The organism is Neorhizobium tomejilense, from assembly GCF_964254135.1.
Taxonomy (GTDB): Bacteria; Pseudomonadota; Alphaproteobacteria; order Rhizobiales; family Rhizobiaceae; genus Neorhizobium; species Neorhizobium tomejilense.
Genome location: NZ_CAXUSO020000002.1, coordinates 973,211 through 998,888, shown reverse-complemented (window position 1 = coordinate 998,888; position 25,678 = coordinate 973,211). Strand labels below are relative to the sequence as shown.

Sequence of the window (25,678 nt, the reverse complement as noted above, 5' to 3'; positions counted from 1 at the left end):
CGAACTACCAGACCTTGCTGATCTTGAATTTGACGGTGCGGGCCTCGCCGTAGCCGCAGAAATACTCCGTGTTGCAGCCTGCAACATAATTCTTGTCGAGCAGGTTGGTGACGTTGAGGGACGCCTTCCAGTCGTTCTTCTCGTAGCGGATCGCCGCGTCGAAGACGGTCGCATCCGGAACGCGCAGGGTGTTCGCATTGTTCGCCCAGGATTTGCCGCGATAGCGGGCGCCGGCGCCGACGCTGAGCCCTTCAAGCGGACCTTCCGTGACGGTGTAGTCGAGCCAGAGAGAACCCAGGACGTCAGGCACGACGTTTGGCGTATTTCCGACCAGCGTGGGATCGTCCTTGGTGATCTCGATGTCCGTATATGACGCTGCCGCGACGACCTTCCAGTTTTCGTCCAGATTGAACTTGCCCTCCACTTCGACGCCCCTTGAGCGGACTTCGCCAAGCTGGCTGGTTACCCCGCCGGCGGTGATCGTGTAGTTCTTCTTGGTGATGTCGAAAACGGAGGCTGTCAGGCTGCCGTCGAGCCAGGTCGGCTCGTATTTGACACCTGCCTCGAACTGGTGGCCTTCCTCGGGTTTCGGAGCCGCGCCGCCCGTCAGGCCGACGATCGGGCTGAAGAAGGTAGCGGCGCTGACATAGGGCGTCAGGCCGTTGTCGAACTCATATGCCAGGCCCGCGCGGCCGCTCCAGGCACGGTCGTTGCTGGAATAGTTCGCCGTTCCTCCCGGCGTAAGATCATCGATCTCGTTGTGGACATAGTCGTATCGGCCGTTGAACGTGGCGATCCAGCCATCGCCAAACTTGATCTGGTCCTGCGCGTAAACGCCGACCTGGTTAATCGTGTAGACCTGGTTGAGGTTGCGGCTAAGTGTAACGGGCGTGGCGCCGTAGATGGGGTTATTCGGGTCGAAGGTGGAATCGAATGGGAAAGACGTCCCGAATTGATCTGTATGCAGGCGATAGTAGCGGTAATCGAGACCGACCATGACCTTATGATTGGCGCCGCCGAGATCGAAGTCGTTTTCCAATCTGTTATCGACGTTAAAGGCATTGCCCTTGGATGTTATATCTTCCCCATAACGACCAACGAAGGCATCGGCCTGGTTAAAATCGAACGGGTAGATATACTTCTCGCGCTTATCGAGGTTGGCATAACGCAGGTTCTGCGTGAATTTCCATCCATCTTCGAATTCATGCTCGAACTCATAACCGATCATTTTCTGTACGACACGGCCGTTGTCAAAGTCGGGCTCGCCGAGGAACAGGTCGCGCGGGATCTTGCCGTAGCCGGCGTTGACGACCGTGCCGCCGTAAGGCAGCAGGCCGTTGGTCGTATGGACCTGGTCGAGGCCACTTAAATAGGCCCAGACCGTCAGGCTGGTGCCGGCGTCCGGCGAGAAGGTGAACTGCGGCATGATGAAGCCGCGCAGGTCCTCGCTGTAGTCGGTATAGTTATCGCCACCGGCGATCTTGCCGGTCAGGCGATAGCTGAAGCTGCCGTCCGGGGTGACTTTGTCGGAAATATCGAAACCGAAGAAGGCATTGCCATTCGTGTTGATGCCGGTCTCGGTGTAGTAGTAGGGCTCGTCGGTCGAGCGCTTGCGGATCAGGTTGACGACACCGCCGGCATTGGCGCCGCCGAGCAGGACGGAAGCCGGCCCCTTGAGGACCTCGACGCGCTCCAGCATGAACGGATCGATCTGGAAGCCGCCATAGGCGTGACTGGTGAGCGCGAGGCTATCGAAGAAAACGCCCGTCTGCGACGCATTGAAACCGCGAACATAGATCCAATCGGTGTCGGGGTCGGAGCCGTAGGGCTGGCCGAACACGCCCGGCGTATAGAGGAGCACCTGGTCGATCTTGCTGACGGTGCCGCGGTCGTCCATCTCTTCCCGGCCGATGACCGACACGGACTGCGGGATTTCCTTGAGCGGCGTATCGGTCTTGGAACCGGTGGTCGTCTGCCTCGCGACATAACCTTTGACCGGGCCGGTTCCGTCGCCTTCGCCTTCGCCGCGAATGACGATCGGCGCCAATGTCGTATCGGCGTCCTGGGCATGAGCCGCCCACGCGCTGCAAAGGGCGATAAACGCCACGCCTGCACCCAGGCCGAGCCTTGCCCCCAAGGCTGTTTTTCTCTTGTTCATTCTATGCCCCACTCACACGAACTTTTCGCCGCTCTCCGGAAGCGGCGCCGCAATAAGGTGAGCAGTTAACTCATATTTAAAGTTTCGGCTTGGTTCGATCGGCGACAATTGGACGTTTTTGGGCAATTTCAGAAGGAGTGAGCAAATATTTGCGAAGTGCATCACTCCTGCCTGGCCTTCCGCCAGCGGGCCGGGGTGGTCCCCACATGTTTGCGGAAGACCTTGGTAAAATGCGCCTGGTCCGAGAAGCCGGTTTCGGCGGCAACTTCGGTCAACGCGCAGGCGTCCGACACGAGCAAGGCTTTTGCGCGTTCCAGCCGGGCATTCATCTGCCAGTCGTGGGGGGCCATTCCGGTCGATGCCTTGAACGAATGGCTGAAATGCGATGGCGACAGTCCCGTCAGGTCGGCGAGTTCCTGCAGGCGGATATTGCGCATGCAGTTTTCGGTGATGAAATCCGTGGCGCACCGCAGCTGCGCTCCGGCCAGCGTTCCTCGCCGCCGGGGCGGTACCTTTGCCATCTTCAGGACATCGATGACGAGCGCCAAGGCGAGCCCGTCCCCATAGAGATCATGCAACGGCTCGGGGTTGGAAATCTCGGCGGCGATCAGTCCGGCCAGCGCCATGACGCGCTGGTCGGAGAACAGCAATTGGGGATCCTTGAGCTTTTTGGGGTTGATATCTTCCATTAGCCGGCGGCCGAGGATATCCGCGTCGAAATGGATATCGAGGTGGCGCACATACTGCACGTCGGCAATGTCCAGCCAAAGGTCCATGTCGGCGGGAATGTAGGAGATCGGGCTCTGATTGCTGTCCTGTGGCGTGCCGCGGGATTTCGGCGAAAGCTTTACGACAGGACGCCCGCGGCCGCGCTGGTCGAGCAGGATGAACAGTCGCGGGTCCCGCGCCACGTAATGGCCGCCCGCATAGGCGGCGCATTCCACCTCCCAGAGGTCGGCGGTGATGCCGTTCCAGTAACGGCGCCTCAGCCCCCCGATGACCGAAAAACCCTCGATCCTGTTCTGCATCCGCGGTTGAAAGATCATGCAGCTACCCGAATAAATAAAACTTGCATATTTTTATCAACTTTAGTGCGGCGTATCAATCCCGCGGACACCCGGCAAAGGACGTCGGTTGACCGGAGCGTCAGATTCGGAGAAACATGAGTCCAATTTTCCGGTTTGAAAGACGACATACGGATGGTAACCATGCCGCTGAAGCCAAACGAACGTGAGCTCGCCAAGGCAAATCTCCCTCTCCTGTCATTGAAGGAGGCGAGCTTTGCCATCGAAGGCCGCGTCCTCTTACATCCGCTGACGCTCGATCTTCGGGCAGGCAGGTCGATTGCTCTGATCGGTCACAATGGCTCCGGCAAATCGACAATGTTGAAATTGATCGGCCGGCAGCAGGCGTTGAGCGCGGGCACTATCCAGTTCGAGGGCAAGCCGCTTGAAGACTGGAGTGCGCGCGAATTCGCCCGCCGGCTCGCCTATCTGCCGCAGCGGACGCCAGCAGCGCCCGGCATGTTGGTCAAGGAACTGGTGGCTCTCGGTCGGTATCCATGGCACGGCGCGCTCGGCCGGTTCAGCGCCATCGACAAGCAGAAGGTGGAGGAGGCAATCGAGCTCACCGGTATCGGCTCTTTTGCAGAACGCATGGTGGACAGCCTGTCGGGCGGCGAACGCCAGCGTGCCTGGCTGGCCATGCTCGTGGCACAGGATGCCGCCTGCCTTCTGCTCGACGAACCCATCTCGGCGCTCGATATCGGCCATCAGCTGGAAGTCCTGTCCTTGACGCACGATCTTTGCCGCGAAAAGGGCATCACCATCATCACCGTGCTGCACGACGTCAACATGGCCGCCCGCTTCTGCGATGAGATCGTCGCACTGCATTCCGGCCGGCTGATTGCCCATGGCACCCCGCAAGAGGTCATGACGACCGAGGAACTGGTTCGCATCTACGACGTCCGGATGGATATCCTATGCCAGCCCTCAAGCGGCCGGCTGGTGGCGCTGGCCCAGTAATTTCAAGTATGCAGTCAGTCAGTGGGGTTTCGTTAGGCGGTAACCCCACTACGGAATAGCGGCAGCCGTCACGGCTGCCGCAGGATCTCACTCGTTTTCTAGAACCTGTATCCTACCCCCAGCATTGCGAAGGGTTGAACGTCGTCCTTGACGATCGGGCTGTCCTTGGCATCCCCGAGCAGGAAGCCGGCCCCGCCGGCGCCTGTGACGCTCCAGTTCTCGGTCATCATATAGGTGATGGAACCCTTGAGATCGACGCGCTTGATCCCGGCCTTCGCTTCGTACGCCCCCAGGCCGGACCGAGCCGACTGGATCGAAGTCACCCCGAAATACGACTCCATGTGCTTGTCGTCGGCCCATGTGCCAGACACATCGGCGGAGAAGATGAACCGTTCGTAGCGATGGGAAACTTTCGCGCCGAAAGTGCCGGTCAGTCCCTCGCTGCCGCCTATGGTCTTGTCCAACTTGGCATAGACGCCGAATGGACCGACGTCATAGCTGACGATCCCGCCGATGACCCCGCCCATGTCGATGTCGCCCAGACCACGCAGGTAATCCGAGTCGTCCTCCTTGCGGCCCATCTCGACGCCACCGGTCACGCCGATCCTGAAGCCGTTTGTTTCGAAAAGATCGACGGTGAGGCCACCGGTATCGAGATGCACGCGCTCCCCAAATTGGGCGGAGACGAGCGGAAACGGCTGCACCTCGAATTCGTCGGATCCTTCGTATTCGGGCAGGTAGACCGCCCCGACGCCGATCGTTACCTTCCAGTCATGCAGTTTGCCGCGAATGCCGCCGTAGCGTGCGGTATCGAACTGCTGGGGAGGGGCAATCGCCGCGTCGGTTGCTTCAAGGTCGGCCGCGAGTGCCATGACCGGGAAGAGTGCCGAGGCTGCGGCTAACACCGCGATCGAGATTTTTATCGTCCACCGTCGCTGAATGATGTCGGAAGCCCCAACTCCGCTTAAGACCGTGTAGCGGTACCGGTCTTCCGGATGATGTTGATCGTGCTGGCTCACCAAATTAACTCCTGATTATAAAAGCTAAAGAAACCGGGTCTGGTTTCGGTGAGACGTTGCGGTTGAAGAATTGCCGCAGCATTACAAGTCGAGATGAAAACCAGCCGGCAATGTCGGTGCGGCAAGGCAAAGCGATAGCGGCAAGTCCTGCTGCCAATGCCGGCGAGCAGCGGACGAACGGAGCAAGGCTTTTGGGGGTGCCGGCCAGCGCTCCGTCCGTCCATGCCGCCTTACGGAGCCGGCCGGTCGCTGGAGGGTCCGACCGCCGTTCCTCCGTAAAAAGTGCAACGGCTACGCTGACGCGTATGCCGGTCCACTCGGATGATATGTCAGTGTGTAATGGCCGCTTTCGGCTTCTTGTCGGTCCAGTCCGGCGGCGCGCCGTACTTGGCCGCCACGGCTCCCACCAATCCAGGCGCCCGCCCGAAGGCGTCGCACGCCGGGTATTTGGGTTTTCCGCCGAGCCAGGATCGCATCCGCTGCCCTGAAGGAAGGGCGATGTTCAATCCTTTCGGCTCCCTGCCGGAAATGAGCACGCGCGAAAAGTCGGACGCGAACTTGGAGGCGAGGCCATAGGCGTCCCCGACTTCGGAAACGCGAGGCTTGTCCTGGATCGAATTTGCGCCGCGGGCCCACACCATCGCCGCGCTCTGCATGCCGCTGCCGTCGACAGCCTCCGCTTCGACGGCCAATCCGCCGAGGCCGATGGGCAGGCGCGGCACGCTGACCGGCAGGACAAAACCGGTGCCAACGGTGACGGCGGTTGCGACCCCCGCCACGGCCTTGTTCGTCGGTACGATATCGGTGACGACGGATCGTATCGTCAGATCCGCCGGTTGGCCGGCCGGGACCATCTGGTACTTGTCGCTGAGGGCGACGCAGAGCGCTCGGTCCAGAACGTTAGACACCAGCGAGCGGTCGGCTTCCGTTTTGATGCGGGATGCGGCGCTGAAAGAGAAGGTTGTCGGCACGATGCTGACCGTCTTGACCGTGGCCAGATGTCGCCCATCCACATAGAGGCGTTTCTTGGCCAGCGTTCCCTTCGGCACACCAAGATTGCTGTAGGAAGTCAGGGTGCCTGCCTCCTTCAGCGGCACCGAGGTGCATCCCGCTGCCGCCAGGGTCAGAGGCAGGGCGAAACATAGAGATCTGAAAGCTGACGTGGATGGAGATCCTGCAAATCGGAGAAATGGTTCAATTGATAGATTGCTGCGCACGCCGTCGGGCCTCCGTCATGGGTGTACCAGGTTGACAGTGCGGGGGAAGGATTGCCGCAGCATTACAGAGGATCGGGATGGGGCGAGCATGGTGCCGTCTGTCAGAGTTCGATTGCAACCTGGGTTCCTATTGTGCTGCTTTGAAGGCTGACCCGCCCCTGATGGTTTGCGACGATCTGTTTCACCAGGCTCAAACCAAGGCCTGCGCCTCTGCTTTTTGGGGTGACGCGGTAGAAGGGTTCGAAAACCAGTTCCTGATGTTCGGCTGGTATGCCTGCCCCTTCGTCGGCCACGGTGATCCGCCCGCCGGCTGAGACCGAGATGGTGATCATTCCCCTGTTGCCGCCGTGGTCGATCGCATTGCGGACCAGATTGCCGACCGCTCTTGGCAGGGCAGAAGGGCTGCCGCGCCGTTCAACGCTTTCCACCTCGCTCTGGAAGGAGATCTGGTAGCCCGCAGCGATCGCCTGGGGCGCCAGGTCGGCAACCACCGTCCGTGCGATCTCGACGAGATCGACCGCTTCATGGAGCTCGGTCGCCTGGTCGTTGCGCTCAAAGTCGAGGAGCTGTTCGGCGGTCTCGGCCAAACGCGCAACGTCGTTCAACAATCGCCTGCGTTCCTGGCCCTCGGACGTCCCATCGATCCGCGTCTGCATGATAGCGATCGGTGTTCTGAGCTCATGCGCCGCGTCGATCAGGAAGCGCTGGCGTTTCTTCAATTCGTTCTCAAGCCGCTCGAGCGTACCGTTGAATGCGATCACCAGCGGAGCAACTTCTTTGGGAATACCTGCCACCGGCAGGCGTGCTCCACGCTGGCGCGGTTGGATCTGCGATGCTTTGTCAGCGACATCGCTCACCCTTGCAAGCGCGCGCCGTACAATTTGCGGGACGGCGAGGAAGATCGCAGGCAGAGCGACCGCCAGCAAAGAGACGTAGATCGGATAAGCCCTTGCCAGAAGGGTGAAGACTCGCGAGCCTTTGTCGGCCACGCCGCCAAACAGAATCCGAATCTCGCCGACGGCCGCCTCGGCACTGTCAATCGTCGCGACCTCCTTTGTCGCAGTGGATCCCCGTATGTCTGCGTCGTCGAACAGATGGACCAGATGGGCCAGCTCAGCATAAGCTGGAGGGATGGTGCCATAGGACACCGACGCACCATCTATTGTGGCCACCACGTACCAAAGGGAGCTGTTCTGCTCCTTGAGTGCCCTCAGCCCCGGCGTATCTCGTAGCTCCAATCCCCCTTGGCTGTCGCGTGTCGCGGCCGCGGCTATCGCAGAACCGATCTTCTCCTCCATGGCAATGTTAGGCGACATGATCGTAGCAGCCCATACGCAAAGCCCGAGGATCACCGCGGCAATAACTGCGACGATAACGAGGCTGAGTTGCCAACTCAGCTTCCACCAAAGCGAAGGGGTAGTCTTGTCGTGCATCACTCTTCCTTCAGGAGATATCCGACGCCGCGGATATTGTGGATCGTGATACCGGCGCCGGCATCCAGCAGTCGTCTGCGCAATCTTGATATATGCGCATCGAGCGCGTTCGACTGGATTTCTTCTTCATAATTGTAGACCGCAGCCTCAAGGGTCGATCGAAGGACGGTTTTATCTTTCCGCTTGGCCAACGCCACTAGGACGAGAAGTTCGCGCCTCGGCAGATCGAGCGGGATCGATTCGACGGTCACGCTCAAATGCAGCGGATCGATCACCATTCGGCCCACCGAGATCTGAAGTTCCGTCAGACTTGGCGGCCGTCGCAGAACCGCCCGCAACCGGGCCATCAGCTCGTCGACAAGAAACGGCTTGCCGAGATAATCGTCCGCCCCGAGATCCAACCCTTCGACCCGCTCCAACGGCTCGTTGCGCGCCGTCAGCACAATGATCGGCGTGTCGGTGCCCGTCCGCCTCAGCATCGGAATGAAGGTCAGCCCTTCGCCATCAGGCAGACGCCGATCCAGGAGAATCGCGTCGTAGCTATTCTGGCGCGTCAATTCGAAAGCGTCCGCAAGATGCGTGGTGTGATCAGTGACGATGCCGTGTTTGCTCAGCGCCCCCGACAGAGCGTCGGCCAGCTCTCTTTCGTCCTCTATCAATAGAAGTCTCATCGTCCCTTGGCTCTCCTGTCCGGTCCTTCTCCGCCGCGAAGATTGCGGCAGCATTACGGGGGACAAAGGAACCATCAGGTAATGCTGCTGCAATTGTCGAAGCCTAGCAACCGGAGCCATCCAGTCGTGAAAACGCGAGGCGCGGCCCTCAGGTGGCCGTGCTTTAAATCCAAGGAATGTCGCTATGGCTTTGAAATGGACGATGAGATTGACCAAGGCGGGGATGCTTCTGGGAGGCGTCTACCTCGCTGTCGTGTTTATCGATCCCGCACGCGGAACGGTCGATGCGAATGAGCGGGTGAAAGAGGTCGTCGAGGCGGTCGCGGCGAACCAGTTCGATAGACCGCTGGAACTGGCCCTCTCGGAGATTGCGGATATCAGGCCCACGTCGATGGCGGAACGGCTGCGCGTCAGCGGGGACCTCGAGCCGATCAATCGTGCCGTCCTGCACGCCAAGGATGGAGGCAGGATCATCGAGGTTCGCGCCGTTGCGGGACAGGCGGTCAAGGCGGGGGACGTGCTGGCTCGTTTCGAGACGGACGATCTCCAGTCATTCCTCAAGCAGCGTGAAGGGGATCGCGATGTCGCGGCGGCGGAGATGCTGCTTGCCATGCAGTCGCTCAACAGGATCGAACAACTCGCGGATAAGAACATCGCGAGCCAGGAGCAGCTCGACAAGGCACGAAGCGAAGTTGCCGCTTCGACTGCCAGACAAAAAAGCCTTTCAGCCCAGGCGGATATCGCACGCACCGCTTTGCGGGAGGCCGAAGTTCTGGCGCCGTTCGACGGGGTCGTCTCAAGCCGGGCGATCAATCAGGGCTCCCGCGTCGGCGCCGGCGCCGAACTTTTCACGATCGTCGATACGAGCATTCTGGAAGCAAAAGTCCTGGTCTCGACGCGCGACGTGCACCGCGTTGCGATCGCCCAACGAGCAGAATTGCACATCGACGGGCTTGACGGGCAAACCGTTGTCGGAAGCGTGGATCGTATCGGTCCCGTCGCCGACCAGGGCACGCGCTTCATTCCGATCTATATCCGGCTCTCCAACGGTGGCGCCCGCCTGCGAGGCGGATCGTTCGCGACGGGCACGATCCTGGTCCGGCAAAACGAAGACGCGATCATCATACCGGCGATCTCGCTGCGCAAGGACGAGACGGGAGACTATGTCCTCAAGCTGAAAAAGGGCCGTCTCGTCCGCCAGCCCGTGACCGTGGGATCGGGATGGGGCGGGAGTGACAGCCTGGAGATTTCCGAAGGCCTGGCTTACGGCGACACGATCGTGACCGTACCGCTGCCTGAGTTGCGACCGGACGTCACCGTCACGATCCCGAAGGCGGGCTGACATGTTTCTCACCCGCATTTCGATCGCTCACCCCGTCTTCGCCACCATGATGATGGTGGTGCTGCTTGTGCTTGGCGCGTTTTCCTACCAGCGCCTCGGCGTCGACCAGTTTCCGAATGTCGACGTCCCGGTTGTCGTGGTCACGACGACCTATCCGGGTGCGACGCCCGAAACCGTCGAGACGGAGGTGACCAGGCCCATCGAGGAGGCGCTCAATACGATCAGCGGCCTCGATGAGATCACGTCGACCTCCTACGAAGGACGCTCGGTCGTCATCGCCCAGTTCAAGCTGGAAGTGGAGAGCACGACGGCAGCGCAGGACGTCCGCGACAAGATAGCGGCCCTCGAAGCAGACCTTCCGGAAGAAGCCGACAAGCCGGTCGTGGCGCGGTTCAATCCATCGGACGAACCGATACTGTCGGTGGCGATCAGTTCGCCCTCCCTCGAAATGCCGGAACTCACCGCCATAGCCGACCAGCGCGTGTTGCGCCAACTGACGACCATAGCCGGGGTGGGGCAGGCGACGCTGATCGGCGGTCAGAAACGGCAGGTCGACATCAGCATCGACGAGACGCGGATGCGCGCGTTGGGCATCGGCATCGACGAGATCATCGAGGCCCTCCGGACGACCAACCGGAACAGGCCCGCCGGAAACGTGATCGGCGGTATTACGGACCGTACCATTCAGGTGCAGGGACGGATTGCGGAGCCGAAGGACTTTCTGGATATGATCGTTGCCCGCCGCGGCAACGGGGCTGTCTATCTCCGCGATGTTGCCACCGTAAAGGATGGCGCGGCGGATCCGGAAAGCCTGGCAATCTATAACGGCGAAACAGCGCTCGCCGTCGCCACCGTCAAGGTTCGGGATGCCAATACCGTGCAGGTGGTGAGCGATGTGCGAAAGCGGCTCGATCAGTTGAAGGCCGAACTGAGCGCCCAAAACGTTCGGCTTCAGATCATCGAGGATGCCTCGACCCCCATTCAGGAGTCGCTCGGCCAGGTGCAATCGACATTGATCGAGGGAGCGGCATTGGCGGTCGCCATCGTTTTCCTGTTCCTCAATTCATGGCGAAGCACGGTGATCACCGGGCTGACGCTTCCGATCGCCATGATTGGCACGCTCGCTGTCATCGATTTTCTCGGCTTCACGCTCAATATGCTCAGCCTGCTGGCGTTGACGCTCTCGATCGGCATCCTTGTCGATGACGCGATCGTGGTGCGCGAGAACATCATGCGCCATCTGCACATGGGCAAGTCGCATTTGAAGGCGGCTCTCGATGGCACCAATGAAATCGGGCTCGCCGTGACGGCGACGACCGCCACGATCGTCGCAGTCTTCCTGCCCGTCGCATTCATGGAAGGCATGGTTGGCCGTTTCTTCTACGAATTCGGCGTCACAGTTTCCGCTGCCGTGCTGATCTCGCTATTCGTCGCCTTCACCCTCGACCCGATGCTTTCCAGCGTCTGGCATGATCCCGACGCCGAGCCCGGCGCAAGGCGCGGACCGGTTGGACGATCGATCGCTCACTTCGATGCGGGGTTCGAAAGGCTCGCCGAGCGCTATCGGCAGATCATCCGCTGGACGCTGCGACATCGTTTGGTCACGCTCGGTCTGATTGGTGGCATCTTCGTCGGCAGCATTTTGATGGTTCCTCTGGTGGGTGTCGAATTCATTCCCAATGCGGACGAAGGTCGATTCCAGATCAACGTGACGACGCCCGCAGGCTCTTCGCTGGACTACACGCGCACCAAGGTTGGGCAGATCGAGAAGGCGCTGCATGAGTTTCCGGAAGTTGCTTCGATCTACTCGACGATCAATACCGGCAGCGCCATGGGCAAACACAAAGCCGCCATTCTCGTCAGCCTCGTGCCGCTGGAGCAGCGCAGACGGGCGCCCGCCACCATTGCGGGTCCCGTCCGGGAGCGTCTTTCCGTCATACCAGGGATCGAGATCGCCATTATCCAGGAGGGCCTGGGCGGAGGCGCCAGTCCGATCCAACTGAGCGTGCTGGGTGACGATCAGCGGGTACTGGAAAAGATCGAGGCGGATCTGACCACGGGCATGCGCGGGATGCCTGGCATGGTGGACATCAATTCAAGCGCTGGCGAGGAAAACTCCATCCTGTCCGTCCGGCTCAAGCGCGAGCAGGCGAGCGATCTGGGCATCGGTATCTCCGAACTGGCCGGAATGCTCTCGCCGCTGATCGGCGGTGAAGACGTTTCCACCTGGACCGATAGGCGCGGAGAAACCTACGACGTTGTCGTCCGGCTTCCCCGCGACCAGCGCACCAATGCTGCCGCCCTCGGGGAGTTGATGATCAAAGTCCCGGGCGATGACGCAAGCGGCAGCCCGCGCATGGTCCGGCTGGATCAGGTCGCGGACATAGCAGTCGTCCCAGCGGCTTCCGAGATCCGTCGTCTCGACATGTCCAGAGAGATCCTGATTTCGGCGGATATATCTGGCCGAGCCGCGGGGGATGTCACAGCCGAACTGGAGGCCATGGTAGCCAAGCAAGATTTGCCGACTGGCTACCGGATAAAATTCGGCGGCGATTCCGAGGACATCCAGGACGCGACAGGCGGGATGTTCAAGGCGCTGACCATGGCGGTGATCTTCATCTATGTCGTGTTGGCGTCGCAGTTTGGAAGCTTCACACAGCCGATCGCCATCATGGCTGCACTTCCCCTGTCGCTGGTCGGCGTGCTCCTTGGCCTCATGGTCGCGGGAAGTACTATCAACATGTTCTCGATGATCGGCTTCATCATGCTGATGGGGCTCGTGACCAAGAACGGCATCCTGCTGGTCGACTTCGCCAACCGCGAGCGCCGGCAGGGTTCGACCCTCAGCGAGGCGCTCGTCAATGCAGGCGCCGTACGGTTCCGCCCGATCATCATGACATCGCTCGCGATGATCGCCGGGATGATCCCGCTCGCGCTGGCAGCCGGTGGCGGCGGCGCACAACGGGCGCCGATGGCCCATGCCGTCATCGGCGGCCTTGTCAGTTCGACCCTTCTGACCTTGATCGTGGTGCCCGTCATCCTCTCCTACATCGACAGTCTGACGCTTTGGATTGCGGGGAGGGTGCGGACGCATGCGGCCAGCGAAAACGAACTTCACTCGCCGAAATCGGCACAGCCATGACCCGCAAAACCGTTCTCCGCCTCTTCGGCAGGTTTCTTCTATCCGCCATCATGATGGCGGCCCTTCTTGGAGGGCCGCTTGTCCTCCTGATTTTTCTCTCGAGGCGGTTCACCATGTAGAGAGTTCACGCCTGGTCGTGCAGGAGCAAACGTGCCGATCCGCTCACGACGCGGAATCGGTTGATCGCAGAACTGCCGTGCTGTGATAGACAATTCAGCCCCGTTGCCTAATTCCCGCGCGCGCTGCGCAATTCCCGCTCGCCTCTTTCGAGCGCGCTGGCATTCAGTACCTTGCGGAGCAGGGCGACGGCGACCGCGCGCATGCGAAGATTGTACCAGCCCTCTGGCCCATTGCCGGGCTCCTCGTAGAGGTCCAGTTTTTCATAGAGCTGCTGAAGGCGGTTCTGGACGCTTCGTAACGAAAGCTTTTTCCGCTGGGCTATCGCCTTGTCGGTCAGGCCGAGCGCCACATCCACCAGGATTTCGTATTCCGCGTCGCTCAAGCCATGCGCAGTACCGAGGCTTTTCTGCTGGATGCCCCGGACCTCGCGGTCGATAACACATTGCGATTCAATGAAGACGCCGCGCAATGCGAGCTTCAATCGTTCATCGGAGGTGGATTTCAGCACGTATCCGTATGTCGCACCTTCCGGAACGATACGCGCCACGCCACGCACATAGGCCTCATCGGAATAGTTCGACCAGAACAGGATCTTGGTGTCCGGCCGTTCGCGCCAGATGGTGCGGGCCGCCTCGATGCCGTTGCGCTCGCTCATCTGCAGGTCCATGACCACGTGCTCGGCCCGCGATTGGCGCGCCTGCACCTCACCGACATGGCCGTTTTCCGCCTCCAGGACCGTGTCGCATTCCGGCAATGCGGCCCGCACCGCCTCGTGCAGGTAGGACCGGTGCAGCGGATCGTCCTCAACGATCAAGACTTTCATGCCGATTTCTCCGCAACAGGCCGGCGTTCCATCGACAGCAGGACCTTGGCCGTCGTGCCGCGCCCGCCGGGATTGCCGCCGATCTCGAATTTTGCCGAGATCAACCGGGCTCGCGTCTTCATATTGCCTATCCCGTGCCCCGCCTTGTCGCGGGCGTTGCGCAGGCCGCTTCCGTCGTCGCTGATCTCGATCGACAGCGCCTCGCCCTGGATACGCAGATGCACCAGGATCGTCTTCGGTTGCCCATGACGGATCGCATTGTTGACCGCCTCCTGGACAATGCGGAACAGTGCGGTCGCCACGGTCCTGTCGAGGTCGAGCAATGCTCCACCCGTCTCGTCGACCATTCGCCAGGCGACGGGCAGGCCGCTTTCGCGTACCGAGCGTTCCAGGTGGTTCTCGATCGCCTCTGCCACGCCGAAAAGCTGCAGCACGGTCGGCTTGGCCTCCTCGATGATCTGGCGAAGGTCGTGCATGCATTGCTGGAGGGTGCGGCAGAGCGGCTCGAGCGCATCCCCATGCAAGTCCGGAAGTCCTGAAAGTCGCTCCATGCGCCGCGCGAGCCGGGTCAGGTCGGCAAGCGTCTGGTCGTGAAGGTCCATGCCGATCCGCTGGCGTTCGGCTTCCAGTGCCTCGGTCAGCTTTAGCGCACCCAGCCGCAAGCCCTCTTCGCGGGCGCGGGCCTCCGTCTCGACGATCGCCGAGCGTTTGGCCTGTTCGGCAGCCCTCAGCGCAAAGAAATAGGGTGCCAGCAGATCGGCGATCGAGCGGGCGTTCTCGACATCCTCCATCGAGTACTTGTCGTGCTCATGGCTGGAGCAGCTCAGGGCACCAATGATATCGCCCTGGACCTTGAGCGGCACATGTAGCCGGCTTCTGAGGGACAGTTCGATTATCGGGCTCGAAAACGCGCCGTCGAAATGAAAGCGCGGATCGGCACAAGCATCCGGCGAAAGCAGGAAATCCACCTCGCCGGACAGGAGCGTACGGATCGGGCTGCCGGTCAGCAGCGCCGGGGGCTGCTGGCTCCAGGCGGTCGCAAGCCCGCTCTCGTAGGCGATGTGGTATTTCCCATCCAGCATCTTGATGCAGACGTCGAGATGATCGTGCGGAATGATATGGCTGATCTCAGCCGCCACCGCCTGGATGATCGAATTGAAATCGAGTTGGCCTGCCAGCAGCCGGGAAATTCCGAGATAGCGGTCAAATAACGCATTTGGCGCCGGATCGAGCATGACGGACATCCTCCAGTCCTCCAATTATTAGACGCCTCGCTGCTGCTCTTGTCTTGCGGGAACCCGCAAATTTTGCGCGAATACCCGCAGAGAGGTTGCTTGTATGCGCCTATACAACATCTGATTTCTCCTCCATGCTCGCTTTACTGAGCAAACGGGGCTCAGCGCAATCACTATCTTCGGACAACCGTTGAGGAGCGGCCCGAAGTACCCGTCGAGAGCTCTAGGGAGGAAGTCATGATCATCAGGAAGATGCTTTTCGCATCTGTCGCTATCGCTTGCGTTGCCGGGCCGGTCTCCGCCCTGGCCGATACTTCGGGCAAAAAGATCGCCCTTTCCAACAATTACGCCGGCAATTCCTGGCGTCAGGCCATGCTGACGAGCTGGGACAAGATCACCAAGGAAGCCGTCTCCAAGAAGATCGTCGCTGCTGCCGATCCGTTCACGACGGCCGAGAACCAAGCCACCGAGCAGGCCGCCCAGATCCAGAACATGATCCTGCAGGGCTATGACGCGATCGTCATCAATGCTGCGTCGCCGACCGCGCTCAATGGCGCCGTCAAGGAAGCCTGTAACGCCGGCATCACCGTCGTGTCCTTCGACGGGATCGTGACCGAGCCGTGCGCCTGGCGCATCGCGGTGGATTTCAAGGCGATGGGCGAAAGCCAGGTCGAATATCTCGCCAAGAAGCTGCCGAAGGGTGGGAACCTGCTCGAGATTCGCGGTCTCGCAGGGGTTTCGGTCGATGACGAAATCCATGCGGGCATCCAGGCTGGCGTCCGGAAAAACCCGCAGTTCAAGGTCGTCGGTGCCGTCAACGGCGACTGGGCGCAGGACGTCGCACAGCGCGCTGTCGCCGGCATCCTTCCAAGCCTTCCGGAAATCACCGCCGTCGTAACCCAGGGCGGCGACGGTTATGGCGCGGCCCAGGCATTCGCCGCCGCCAATCGTCCCACTCCGACCATCGTCATGGGCAACCGCGAGGACGAACTCGTCTGGTGGAAGCAGCAGAAAGACAAGAACGGCTACGAGACGATGTCCGTCTCCATCGCTCCTGGCGTTTCGACGCTCGCCTTCTGGGTGGCCCAGCAGATCCTTGACGGCAAGCAGGTGAAGAAGGACCTTGTGGTGCCCTTCCTGCGCATCGACCAGGGCAATCTCGAAACCAATCTCGCCGGCACCCAGAAGGGTGGCGTCGCCAACGTCGAGTATTCGCTGGAAGACGCCCAGAAAGTCATCAGCGCAGCCAAGTAAGCTGATCCTCTCCAAGGCAGGATGCGGCGCCGTTGCGCGCCGCGTCCCGATCCGTGCCCGGCCGCCTCCCGAACTGTCGACGACGTGTTTCGCATGAATGAAGTGATAACAAGACAAGAGGTCGTTGCCGCCCGCGGCATCAAGGTAACCTTCGGCGCCGTCAAGGCACTGGACGGCGCCGACCTTGTCATCCATGCCGGCGAATGCGTCGGATTGGTCGGACATAACGGTGCCGGTAAATCCACGATCGTCAACGTCATCAACGGCGGCCTGAACCCGCATGCTGGCGAAATCAGTTATGGCGGTGTCAGCACCCAGCACGACATCTCGACCGCACGAGCCAATGGCGTTCGCTGCGTCTTCCAGGAACTGTCGCTTTGCCCCAACCTGACCGTCAATGAGAACGCCCGCATCATGCACGCGGAACTCGCCGGCTGGAACTGGCGCAGCAGGGCGGGCGTCCTCGTCAAACTGCAATTGCAGGATATTTTCCCCGGCCACGGCATCGACTGCGACAGCACGGTCGATGACCTTTCGATCGCCGAACGGCAGATGGTCGAGATCGCCGTCAGTTTCGCCGGCCTGAACCGAAAGCCGAAACTCGTCATTCTCGACGAACCGACATCTTCGCTCGACGCAGGGCTGGCAGCGCAGCTGATGGCCTATATCCGGAGGTTCGTAGGCAAGGGAGGCGCGGTCCTGTTGATCTCGCACATCCTTGGCGAAATCCTCTCCACCTCGGACCGCATCGTGGCGATGAAGGACGGTCGGGTCGTTGCCGACCGCTCTGCATCGGAGTTCAGCAAACGCAGCCTCGTCGAAGCGATGGGCAATGTGGCGCGAGAAAAGGAATGGCAGCGCACGGGCGACAAGCGCAACGGCCCGCCGGTGCTTGCCATGCCCGCGCGACGGGGTCACGGTCTTGCCTTCGAAGCCCATGGCGGCGAGATGATCGGCCTTGCCGGCCTCGGAGGCCATGGCCAGACGGAAACGCTTCTCGACCTCTATCTTTCCCGCAACAGCAACTGGTGGCCGGCCAGCCGCAAGGAGATCGCCTTCGTTGCCGGCGACCGTAGCCTGAACGGCGTATTCCCGCTCTGGAGCATCCTGAAGAACCTCAGCGTCGCCTCGCTCGGCGATTTTTCCTCGCGGACCATCGTGGACCATGACCGCGAAAGCGCGCTCGCCAACGGCTGGAAGAAGCGCATCGAGATCCGCACGCCGGAAATGGAAAACCGCATCCTGTCGCTCTCCGGCGGCAATCAGCAGAAAGTGCTGTTCGCCCGCGCATTGGCGACGAGCGCGAGGATCGTGCTGATGGACGACCCGATGCGCGGCGTCGATGTCGGCACCAAGCAGGAAGTGTATGACATCCTCCGCTCTGAAGCGGCAGGCGGCCGCACCTTCATCTGGTATTCGACCGAAATGGACGAGATACGTCTTTGCGACCGGGTCTATGTCTTCCGGGAAGGAGCGATCGTCGCCGAGCTCGCAGGCGACGAGATCACCGAGAAGAATGTGCTTGAAGCCTCCTTCAGCGGAGGCGAAGCGGCATGAGGATATCCACCGGCACGATCCGCCTTGTCATCCCTGCCGCGTCGCTGGCACTGCTGCTCGCCGCCGTCTTCTACATGCAGCCGCGCGCCATGAGCTATACCGGCCTGAACCTGCTCTTCAATCTCGCCGTGCCGATCGCACTCGCGACGGTAGCGCAGATGCTGATCATGGCGGTCAACGACCTCGACCTGTCGATGGGCGCCTTCGTCAGCTTCTGCGCCTGCGTGACGGCGACGTTCCTGCAGGCCTCCCCGGCGATCGGAGTGCTGATTTTCCTTGGCGCCATTGCGGCCTACGCCGTGATCGGCGTTGTCATCCACGTTCGAGAGCTGCCCTCGATCGTCGTGACCCTCGGTATGAGCTTCGTCTGGGGCGGGCTTGCGGTCCTTATGCTGCCGTCTCCGGGCGGTGAAGCTCCGGGCTGGGCCCGCTGGCTGATGACCTCCCGACCACCCTTCGTGCCGATGGCGATCGTCGCCAGCATCGCCATCGCGGTCGCCACCCATTTCGTCATCATGCGCTCCTCCGTCGGGGTGCTGATCCGCGGCGTCGGCGGAAATGTCCGCTCGGTCGAACGCGCCGGTTGGTCGGTCATCCGTATCCGTGCGGGAACCTATGCACTGGCCGGTTTCTTCGCCGTGCTGTCCGGCATCGCGCTCGTCGGCCTCACGACTTCGGCTGACGCCAATATCGCTCTGCGCTATACGTTGCTGTCGATCGCGGGTGTCATCCTCGGCGGCGGCGAATTCGTCGGCGGCAAGGTCTCGCCGATCGGCGCCGTCATCGGGGCGTTGACCTTGACGCTCGCCGGTTCGTTCCTGTCCTTCATGCGCATTTCCCCCGACTGGCAGATCGGCGCCCAGGGCGCGATCCTCATCGTCGTGCTGGGGCTGCGTCTCCTCCTCAACCGGCTGGAAAAGCGGGAGAAGAGCCGATGAACGGCGCACGCCTTCTCTTCTCCAAGCCCTGGATCTGGTCTTTCGCGGCCACGATTGCCGTCTGGATCGTCACCGTCCTCTTCACCGGCGGAGCAAGCTCGCTCGGTCTGTCGCAGGCGGCGCTTACTTTCGCAGCCTTCTCCGTCATCGTCGGCCTTGGCCAGATGTTCGTCATCACGCTCGGCCCCGGCAATATCGACCTCTCCGTGCCCGCCACGATGACGCTTTCCGGGACGTTGGCGCTGAAGTTGATGGACGTGCAGGACGGCATGATCGTCGTCGGCCTGCTGGTTTCGATCTTGCTAGGCTTCGGGATCGGCATCGGCAATTACGTGCTTATCAAGCTGCTGCGCATTCCGCCGATCATCGCGACACTGTCCATGAGCTTCATCATCCAGTCTACGGCGATCTGGACGAACCGCGGCCTGCGCATCAAGCCCCCGGAGATACTGGCGAGCTTCACCACATCCAATCTGTTCGGCGTTCCCAATATCGCCATCGTCGCGCTCATCCTCTCCGTGATCGCCTGGGTCCTGCTCGAAAAGACGATCTATGGCCGGTGGATCTCCGCGATCGGCCAGAGCACCTTTGCCGCCCGCATGACCGGGATTCCGGTCGATGGCACGCGGCTCGTCACCTACATTCTTTGCGCCGTCCTCGCCTCGATCTGCGGCTACCTGCTTGCGAGCTTCTCCGGCGGCGCAGCACTCAATATGGGTTCCGAATACCTGCTCATGTCGATCGCCGTCGTCGTGATCGGCGGTACCGCCGTCGCGGGCGGTAATTCCAACATTCCGGGCATATGGGGCGCCTCGCTCTTCATGTTCCTTGTCGTGTCGATGCTCAACACCTATGGCTTCGGCGCCGGGTTCCGCCTTATCCTCACGGGCCTCATCATCATCGCCGTCATTCTCCTCGCCGGCGGCCGCCACGCCAACCGATGAACAACTCCAATCGGACACATTCCCATGCCGCAGAAAACCTCCATCTACGAGATCCACGATGAAGCCTTCCGGCAGCTGATCGTCGGCAGCGCAGCGATCGAGGAGCTTTATTCCGACTGCCGCTGGGCCGAGGGACCGGTCTGGTTCGCGGATCTGAATTGCCTGATTTGGAGCGACATCCCAAACCAGCGCATGATGCGCTGGGCGCCGGACGGCGATGTTTCGGTGTTCCGCTCGCCATCGAATTTCGTCAACGGCAATACGCGCGACCGACAGGGCCGGCTGGTTTCCTGCGAGCACGGCGGCAGACGCGTGACGCGTACCGAGATCGATGGTTCGATCACCATCCTGGCGGACCGCTACCAGGGCAAGCGCCTCAATTCGCCGAACGACGTCGTCGTGCGCTCGGACGGCAGCGTCTGGTTCACCGATCCCACCTACGGCATCAAGTCCGACTACGAGGGTTACCGGGCCGAGCCGGAGCAGGATACACGTAACGTCTACCGCCTCGATCCGGTGAGCGGTGACCTTGAGGCGGCCGTCACCGATTTCGGGCAGCCGAACGGCCTTGCCTTCTCGCCGGACGAAACAAAACTCTATGTCGCCGACTCCGCCTCCAGCCACGACATCAAGGCGCCGCGGCACATCCGGGTGTTTGATGTCATCGACGGCAGGCGTCTTTCCAATGACCGGATTTTCTGCAGCCTGGACAACGGCCTGCCGGATGGTTTCCGTGTCGATGTGAAGGGAAATGTCTGGACGAGCGCCGGCGACGGCGTGCATTGCTTCTCGCCCGACGGAGTGCTGCTCGGCAAGATCCTCGTGCCGCAGACGGTTGCGAACCTCACCTTCGGCGGCCCGCGCAGGAACCGGCTGTTCATCACCGCCACCAAATCGCTCTATTCCGTGTTCGTGGCGACCAATGGCGCAGCATTGGGCTAATTGGCCGCTTGGCTGGACGATCTGGCTTTTGCTTGACACGACGAAGCCGTCTGCGCTCTTGCAAAGAGACGGCTTCCGCCGACGCGACCTGCGTGGCCGGAAGCGTGCAAAGCGATTATACGGGAAGGACCTGAAATCCAATCCCACTGCTTCTCAGGCACGGCATCGTGCTTCGGCGTCTGTGTTCAAAAAGGTGAGAGAGGCCGGCGGCTGTCATTTGATGCGCCGGCATCTCACTGGCTTCGCCTTTTCGGCTCGACCCCGTTTGGTAGTCTAAACGCGCATTGCCGATTAAAGGGCGCTGACGTTTTCGGCTTTCGACTTTCCAGTCTTGCGGTCCTGGCCTAGCTCATAGCTTACCTTTTGTCCCTCTCTCAAAGATCCGCCTCGTTCCAGTGCAGAGACATGCACAAACACATCCGCTCCACCATTCTCGGGCGTGATGAAGCCAAACCCTTTGTCTTCGTTGAAAAATTTGACAGTACCGGTAGGCATGAAGGCTCCTGATTTTTTGCACGGCCGTTGCCGCGAGCGGGAGCCTATAGCGCATTCTTCCCGCTTTCAAGGCGTGAGCGCCTTCGTTGTTAAGTAGAGTGGCTTTGTTGGGGGCTTGGCGGTCAGGCCGAGGTTGTCGGATGTGAGCCGTCATCAGGATGTTAACAAAGGTAAATACCTAAATTCCCGGGATATCTTTTCGGATGGTGCATGGGGCGGGGCAACTCGCTGCGGAATAACTATGTCCGGCCGTCGGGCCATTCGGTCGGGCACAGATAACGGCCATGAGGGGAATAACCGATGGAACGTTTCTTTCGACAGATGCGGGGACTGAGTGCGGCCACCGCCCATCTTTGCGGTCTCATAGCCATCGCTCTGGTATTTTGCCCAACAGTGGTCATGGCCGATCCGATCCGCGGGGCTGGATCGACCTTTGCTGCGCCGATCATCGCCAGATGGGCAGAGAACTACGAGAAGGCGCGCATGGACGACGGCGATTTCAGTTCGCCGGACTGGACCGTCGACTATGAGCTGGTCGGCTCCCTGGCGGGCCTGATGCGCCTCGACCAGCCGGAACTCGACTTTGCTGCATCAGATGTGCCTGTTTCGCATGAGGAATTGGCAAAGCATGGTCGTCAGCAGTTTCCGATCGTGCTCGGCAGCGTGGCTGTCGCCGTCAACCTCGACGGGTTCGAGAAAAGCGGGATCAACCTTACCGGACCTGTTCTTGCCGACATCTATTTGGGAAAGATCAAGTCCTGGGCCGATCCTGCGATCAAGGCCGTAAATCCCAATATCGCGCTCCCCGACCTGGCGATCAGCGCCGTCACGCGCAAGGACGGCTCGGGTACCACCTTTATCTTCACGGAGTATCTGTCGTCCGTCAGCCCGGAATGGAAGGCGACCCATGGTGCGGATACCCTGATCAAGTGGCCCGTCGGAGCCTCCGTGGAGGGGACCCAGGATCTCATACGCGCCGTGCAGGCGACCAAGGGCGCCATCGCTTATGCCGATTTCGGCCAGGTGACACGGGCAAATCTCCCCTACGCGGCCATCGGTAACAGGGCGGGCAAGTTCGTGAACCCGGGGCCGGAAGGTGTGCGGGCCGCCGCAAGCGCGGCTTCCTGGGATGAAGCGAAAGATTTCGCCGTGTCGTTGACCGACCAGCCGGCGGAAGGCGCCTATCCGATCGCCGGGGCAACTTTCGCAGTCGTTTCGAGAAAAATAGGACCGAACAGGTTCGGGCGGGTTCAAGACTTCTTCCGCCTCGCATTCGAAAACGGCGGCAAGGACGCCGAGGCGCTGGGCTACGTGCCCGTGACGCCACAAATGGTCAGCCAGATCGTCAAGTACTGGCTGAAGAAGGACACTGCCGCCAGCCAGTAGGCTGGTGCTTTCGTAGCCAGGTTTTTCACTCCGGGCTCCGGCCGGTTGCGAAAGGCCTCATTGGATCGTGCCGCCACGGCGTCAAAAGGGGTTAGGCGTTATGAATATTGATATCTTTAAGGATATCCTGGTTCCGGTCATCGGCGGCCTCGGTATTTTCATGCTTGGTCTCGAGTTCATGTCGAACGGCATCCAGGCACTCTCCGTCAACAAGATGCGGGCCTTCCTCGCCAAGGCTGCGGGTACGCCGATCAAGGGCGTAATCGCCGGTACGGTCATCACCGGCGTCATTCAATCCTCCACGGCCATGACTGTCATGGTCGTCGGCCTGGTCAACGCAGGCGTCGTCGGCCTGCGGCCGGCCATCAGCGTCATCATGGGTGCCAACATCGGCACGACCCTTGGAAACGGCCTGATCGCCCTGCCACTTGGTCCCCTCGGTCTGATCTTCGCCGGCACGTTCTCGCTGGTCTATTGTTTTGCCAAGAGCGAGAAGGTGCGCAACATCGCACTGGCCTGCATGGGTTTCGCGCTGATCTTTTATGGCCTCAATCTGATGACGGGAGGCCTTCGCCCGCTCCGCAACATACCCGAGGTCATGGCCGTTCTGTCGACGTTGACGGCGGACTCCTATTATAACCTGATCAAATGCGTGCTGATCGCCGCCGGCGTCACCGCGATGATCCATTCCTCGTCCGCGACGATCGGGATCGTCATGGGTCTCGGCGCGGCCGGCGTTCTCGATTGGACGACGGCGGTTGCCTTCTCGCTGGGTGCCGATCTGGGGACCACGATCACTTCGTGGATCGCCTCCCTCAATCTTTCGAAGAATGCCAAACGCGCCGCCTATGCGCATATGTCCTTCAACATTATCGGCGTCTGCATCACCGTACCATTGTTCTTCGTCTCGATCGATGTGCTGGCATGGGCGATGCAATGGTTCGGCGGCGATCCGGGCGTCGCCGTCGTCATCGAGGGCAAGGAAACGTTTCCGCTGGTCCCCGTGGCCGTCGGTCTCTATTCGACGTTCTTCAACGTCTTCAACACGGCGCTGCTGTTTCCCTTCGTCGGCGTATTCGACCGGGTCCTGTCGCGGATCGGCCGCACGGATGCCGAGGATGCGGAGGATTATTCGACACCGAAATTCCTCGACCGCAAGCTTGCCGGCAACTTTGCCCTTGCGGTTCCGGCGGTGCAGAAGGAAACCGCTCGGCATCTTCAGGCCGGCGCCATGTTCCTGGACATCGCCCGTTCAGCCAAGTCGGCCCCATCCGATCCGGGCGAACACTATCTCGCCACCGATATCCTCAGCCGCGATATTCGCGACTATACCGCCTCGCTGATGAAGGAGGACTTGCCCTACGAGCAGCTCGATCTCGTAGCAAGCCTGATCGAGGAGGCGGATTTTACCGCAGCCCTGACGGAATCGATGCATCAGGTCGCCCGGCGGGTAAGGCGTGAAAAGTTCAGCAGTCAGGCCCAGGCGATCGTCGATGTCGCGTTGAACAAGCTGGGGACTGCCCTGCAGGAAATCATGCCCGATCACGGCGTCACCCGTCCGGATATGCCGGCTGGCCACGTCAGCCTCCCCGAAGTCGAGGAGCTGCGTGCCCGCACGCTGGCGCTCGGACCCAATGCCGGCGCTGCGGAACGCGGCACCATCCTTGCGCTGCTCGGTTCGATCGAACGGGCGCAGATCCTGATCCACCGGATCGATGCGGAGCGCAAGTCTGTCAACCGGCAGAGCATCCTGTCGCGCGTGCCGCGCCAGCGCGACGAACAGGCTCGTCCCGTCAGCAACGAGGGCGGGTTCAGCCCGATGCCTGCCGAGTAACGGACATTGCCGTCAAGATCCGCACGTGGCATCTTCGCGATAGAAGATGCCACGTCCTCGCGTTAAGGGATGACGGCTACCCGTTGCCGCTGCGCAATCTCTTAACCCCCGGAGGCTCGAATGAGCGTTGGCTTGATCGCCCTTCTTGACGATGTTGCGGCCTTGGCGAAGGTAGCTGCCGCCTCGCTCGACGATATCGCCGGACAGGCGGCCAAGGCCGGCGCGAAAGCGGCAGGCGTCGTCATCGACGATGCGGCGGTCACGCCCCGCTACGTGACCGGATTTTCGGCCGAACGCGAATTGCCGATCATCGGTAAGATCGCGCTCGGTTCGCTGAAGAACAAGCTTCTGATCCTGCTTCCCGCCGCGCTCGTCTTAAGCCTGGCGGCACCCCAGGCCATCACGCCGCTGCTGATGATCGGTGGACTCTACCTCTGTTACGAGGGTGTGGAGAAAATCTACGAAATGCTGCTGCCGCATGCTGCTCACACCCATGAAACGGCCCTTGAAACGGCAAGTCTCGGCGCCCAGTCTCTCGAAGACGAGAAGGTTGCCGGCGCGATCAAGACGGATTTCATCCTGTCGGCCGAAATCATGGCCATTACGCTCGCCGCGGTGCCGTCAGGCAGCGTCATCACGCAGGCCTTTATCCTTGCGGCCGTGGGATTGAGCATAACGGCCATGGTTTATGGTGGCGTGGGGTTGATCGTGAAGGCCGACGATCTGGGCCTGATGATGGCGCGTGCGCAGACGGCGCCTCCGATAGGGTCGTTCGTGCGCGGCATCGGACGAGGGCTTGTCACCGGTATGCCTTATTTCCTGAAAGTGCTGGGTATCGTGGGAACGGCCGCGATGATCTGGGTCGGCGGCGGCATCATCGTTCACGGGCTCGAGGCTTATGGTCTCGGTGGCCTTGCGCATCTGATCCATGATGCCGGGGAGGTGACCGCGCATGCGATCCCCGTTCTGCCCTCGGTGCTGCACTGGATCGTCGAAGCGGCAGGTGCGGGCATCGTCGGTATTGTTCTGGGCTTTATCACGATCCCGGTCGCAGGCTACGTTATCTCGCCGCTATGGCGACACTTCAAATCGATCCTGCCACGTCGCCGGCGCAAGCAGGCATTGGCGGACGAGAAGAAGTGAA

At 61.0% G+C, this 25,678-nt stretch carries 20 protein-coding genes; 11 read left to right on the top strand and 9 right to left on the bottom strand.

All coding sequences use genetic code 11. The annotated features are described in order from the left end of the window. Positions 1-4 precede the first annotated feature (4 nt). Complete coding sequence (locus ACSQ3G_RS27455; RefSeq protein ID WP_436112506.1) at positions 5-2,158, bottom strand: TonB-dependent siderophore receptor; 2,154 nt, start codon at positions 2,156-2,158, stop codon at positions 5-7. Between the two features lie 161 nt (positions 2,159-2,319). Then, positions 2,320-3,204: a helix-turn-helix domain-containing protein gene (locus ACSQ3G_RS27450; protein ID WP_436112505.1), complete on the bottom strand. Its 885-nt coding sequence runs from the start codon at positions 3,202-3,204 to the stop codon at positions 2,320-2,322. A gap of 162 nt (positions 3,205-3,366) precedes the next feature. On the opposite strand from ACSQ3G_RS27450, the gene ACSQ3G_RS27445 reads away from it, so the two are divergent. After that, entirely contained in the window at positions 3,367-4,182 is an 816-nt protein-coding gene (locus tag ACSQ3G_RS27445) for an ATP-binding cassette domain-containing protein (RefSeq protein ID WP_436112504.1), read from the top strand. Between the two features lie 98 nt (positions 4,183-4,280). Here the strand turns inward: ACSQ3G_RS27445 and ACSQ3G_RS27440 are convergent, their stop codons facing one another. From ACSQ3G_RS27440 to ACSQ3G_RS27425, 4 genes are all read right to left on the bottom strand, one after another. Beyond that, positions 4,281-5,126, bottom strand: a complete 846-nt coding sequence (locus ACSQ3G_RS27440; RefSeq protein ID WP_436113207.1) for a MipA/OmpV family protein — start codon at positions 5,124-5,126, stop codon at positions 4,281-4,283. A 404-nt stretch (positions 5,127-5,530) separates the two neighbouring features. After that, the gene (locus ACSQ3G_RS27435) at positions 5,531-6,400 is read right to left on the bottom strand and encodes a DUF3313 domain-containing protein (RefSeq protein WP_436113206.1); all 870 of its coding nucleotides are present in this window, start codon (positions 6,398-6,400) and stop codon (positions 5,531-5,533) included. A 119-nt stretch (positions 6,401-6,519) separates the two neighbouring features. Then, entirely contained in the window at positions 6,520-7,851 is a 1,332-nt protein-coding gene (locus ACSQ3G_RS27430) for a sensor histidine kinase (protein ID WP_436112503.1), read from the bottom strand. Further along, the gene (locus ACSQ3G_RS27425) at positions 7,851-8,522 is read right to left on the bottom strand and encodes a response regulator transcription factor (protein ID WP_436112502.1); all 672 of its coding nucleotides are present in this window, start codon (positions 8,520-8,522) and stop codon (positions 7,851-7,853) included. Before ACSQ3G_RS27425 ends, ACSQ3G_RS27430 begins: the two co-directional genes overlap by 1 nt. Positions 8,523-8,706: 184 nt before the next feature. Between ACSQ3G_RS27425 and ACSQ3G_RS27420 the strand changes: the two genes are divergently transcribed. Both ACSQ3G_RS27420 and ACSQ3G_RS27415 read left to right on the top strand, forming a co-directional pair. Further along, positions 8,707-9,864: an efflux RND transporter periplasmic adaptor subunit gene (locus ACSQ3G_RS27420; protein WP_436112501.1), complete on the top strand. Its 1,158-nt coding sequence runs from the start codon at positions 8,707-8,709 to the stop codon at positions 9,862-9,864. A gap of 1 nt (position 9,865) precedes the next feature. Further along, complete coding sequence (locus ACSQ3G_RS27415) at positions 9,866-13,006, top strand: efflux RND transporter permease subunit (protein ID WP_436112500.1); 3,141 nt, start codon at positions 9,866-9,868, stop codon at positions 13,004-13,006. A 226-nt stretch (positions 13,007-13,232) separates the two neighbouring features. On the opposite strand, the gene ACSQ3G_RS27410 is transcribed toward ACSQ3G_RS27415, so the two are convergent. Both ACSQ3G_RS27410 and ACSQ3G_RS27405 read right to left on the bottom strand, forming a co-directional pair. Then, a complete protein-coding gene (locus ACSQ3G_RS27410; RefSeq protein ID WP_436112499.1) occupies positions 13,233-13,949 on the bottom strand; it encodes a response regulator in 717 nt (238 codons plus the stop codon). Next, a complete protein-coding gene (locus tag ACSQ3G_RS27405; RefSeq protein WP_436113205.1) occupies positions 13,946-15,184 on the bottom strand; it encodes a GAF domain-containing sensor histidine kinase in 1,239 nt (412 codons plus the stop codon). Before ACSQ3G_RS27405 ends, ACSQ3G_RS27410 begins: the two co-directional genes overlap by 4 nt. Positions 15,185-15,421: 237 nt before the next feature. On the opposite strand from ACSQ3G_RS27405, the gene ACSQ3G_RS27400 reads away from it, so the two are divergent. The 5 genes from ACSQ3G_RS27400 to ACSQ3G_RS27380 all read left to right on the top strand — a co-directional run bounded on the left by ACSQ3G_RS27400 (position 15,422) and on the right by ACSQ3G_RS27380 (position 20,819). Beyond that, the gene (locus ACSQ3G_RS27400) at positions 15,422-16,438 is read left to right on the top strand and encodes an ABC transporter substrate-binding protein (protein WP_105402723.1); all 1,017 of its coding nucleotides are present in this window, start codon (positions 15,422-15,424) and stop codon (positions 16,436-16,438) included. A 93-nt stretch (positions 16,439-16,531) separates the two neighbouring features. Continuing rightward, positions 16,532-17,995: a sugar ABC transporter ATP-binding protein gene (locus ACSQ3G_RS27395; RefSeq protein WP_436112498.1), complete on the top strand. Its 1,464-nt coding sequence runs from the start codon at positions 16,532-16,534 to the stop codon at positions 17,993-17,995. After that, entirely contained in the window at positions 17,992-18,933 is a 942-nt protein-coding gene (locus tag ACSQ3G_RS27390) for an ABC transporter permease (protein WP_436112497.1), read from the top strand. Before ACSQ3G_RS27395 ends, ACSQ3G_RS27390 begins: the two co-directional genes overlap by 4 nt. Continuing rightward, positions 18,930-19,877, top strand: coding sequence for an ABC transporter permease (locus ACSQ3G_RS27385; protein ID WP_436112496.1), 948 nt, complete (start codon positions 18,930-18,932; stop codon positions 19,875-19,877). The genes ACSQ3G_RS27390 and ACSQ3G_RS27385 overlap by 4 nt, the downstream gene beginning before the upstream one ends. Before the next feature lie 24 nt (positions 19,878-19,901). Then, complete coding sequence (locus ACSQ3G_RS27380) at positions 19,902-20,819, top strand: SMP-30/gluconolactonase/LRE family protein (RefSeq protein WP_436112495.1); 918 nt, start codon at positions 19,902-19,904, stop codon at positions 20,817-20,819. A gap of 291 nt (positions 20,820-21,110) precedes the next feature. Here ACSQ3G_RS27380 and ACSQ3G_RS27375 read toward each other — a convergent pair whose 3' ends face one another. After that, positions 21,111-21,314, bottom strand: coding sequence for a cold-shock protein (locus tag ACSQ3G_RS27375; RefSeq protein ID WP_037079265.1), 204 nt, complete (start codon positions 21,312-21,314; stop codon positions 21,111-21,113). 300 nt (positions 21,315-21,614) lie between these two features. Between ACSQ3G_RS27375 and pstS the strand changes: the two genes are divergently transcribed. From pstS to ACSQ3G_RS27360, 3 genes are all read left to right on the top strand, one after another. Further along, a complete protein-coding gene (pstS, locus tag ACSQ3G_RS27370; RefSeq protein WP_436112494.1) occupies positions 21,615-22,700 on the top strand; it encodes a phosphate ABC transporter substrate-binding protein PstS in 1,086 nt (361 codons plus the stop codon). Positions 22,701-22,800: 100 nt separating this feature from the next. Further along, positions 22,801-24,534 carry a Na/Pi cotransporter family protein gene (locus ACSQ3G_RS27365; protein WP_046605881.1) on the top strand — a complete coding sequence of 578 codons (1,734 nt, stop codon included), beginning with the start codon at positions 22,801-22,803 and terminating at the stop codon, positions 24,532-24,534. A gap of 120 nt (positions 24,535-24,654) precedes the next feature. Next, positions 24,655-25,677 (top strand): DUF808 domain-containing protein, encoded by a 1,023-nt coding sequence (locus ACSQ3G_RS27360; RefSeq protein ID WP_436112493.1) that lies wholly within the window; start codon positions 24,655-24,657, stop codon positions 25,675-25,677. Position 25,678: the final 1 nt, after the last annotated feature.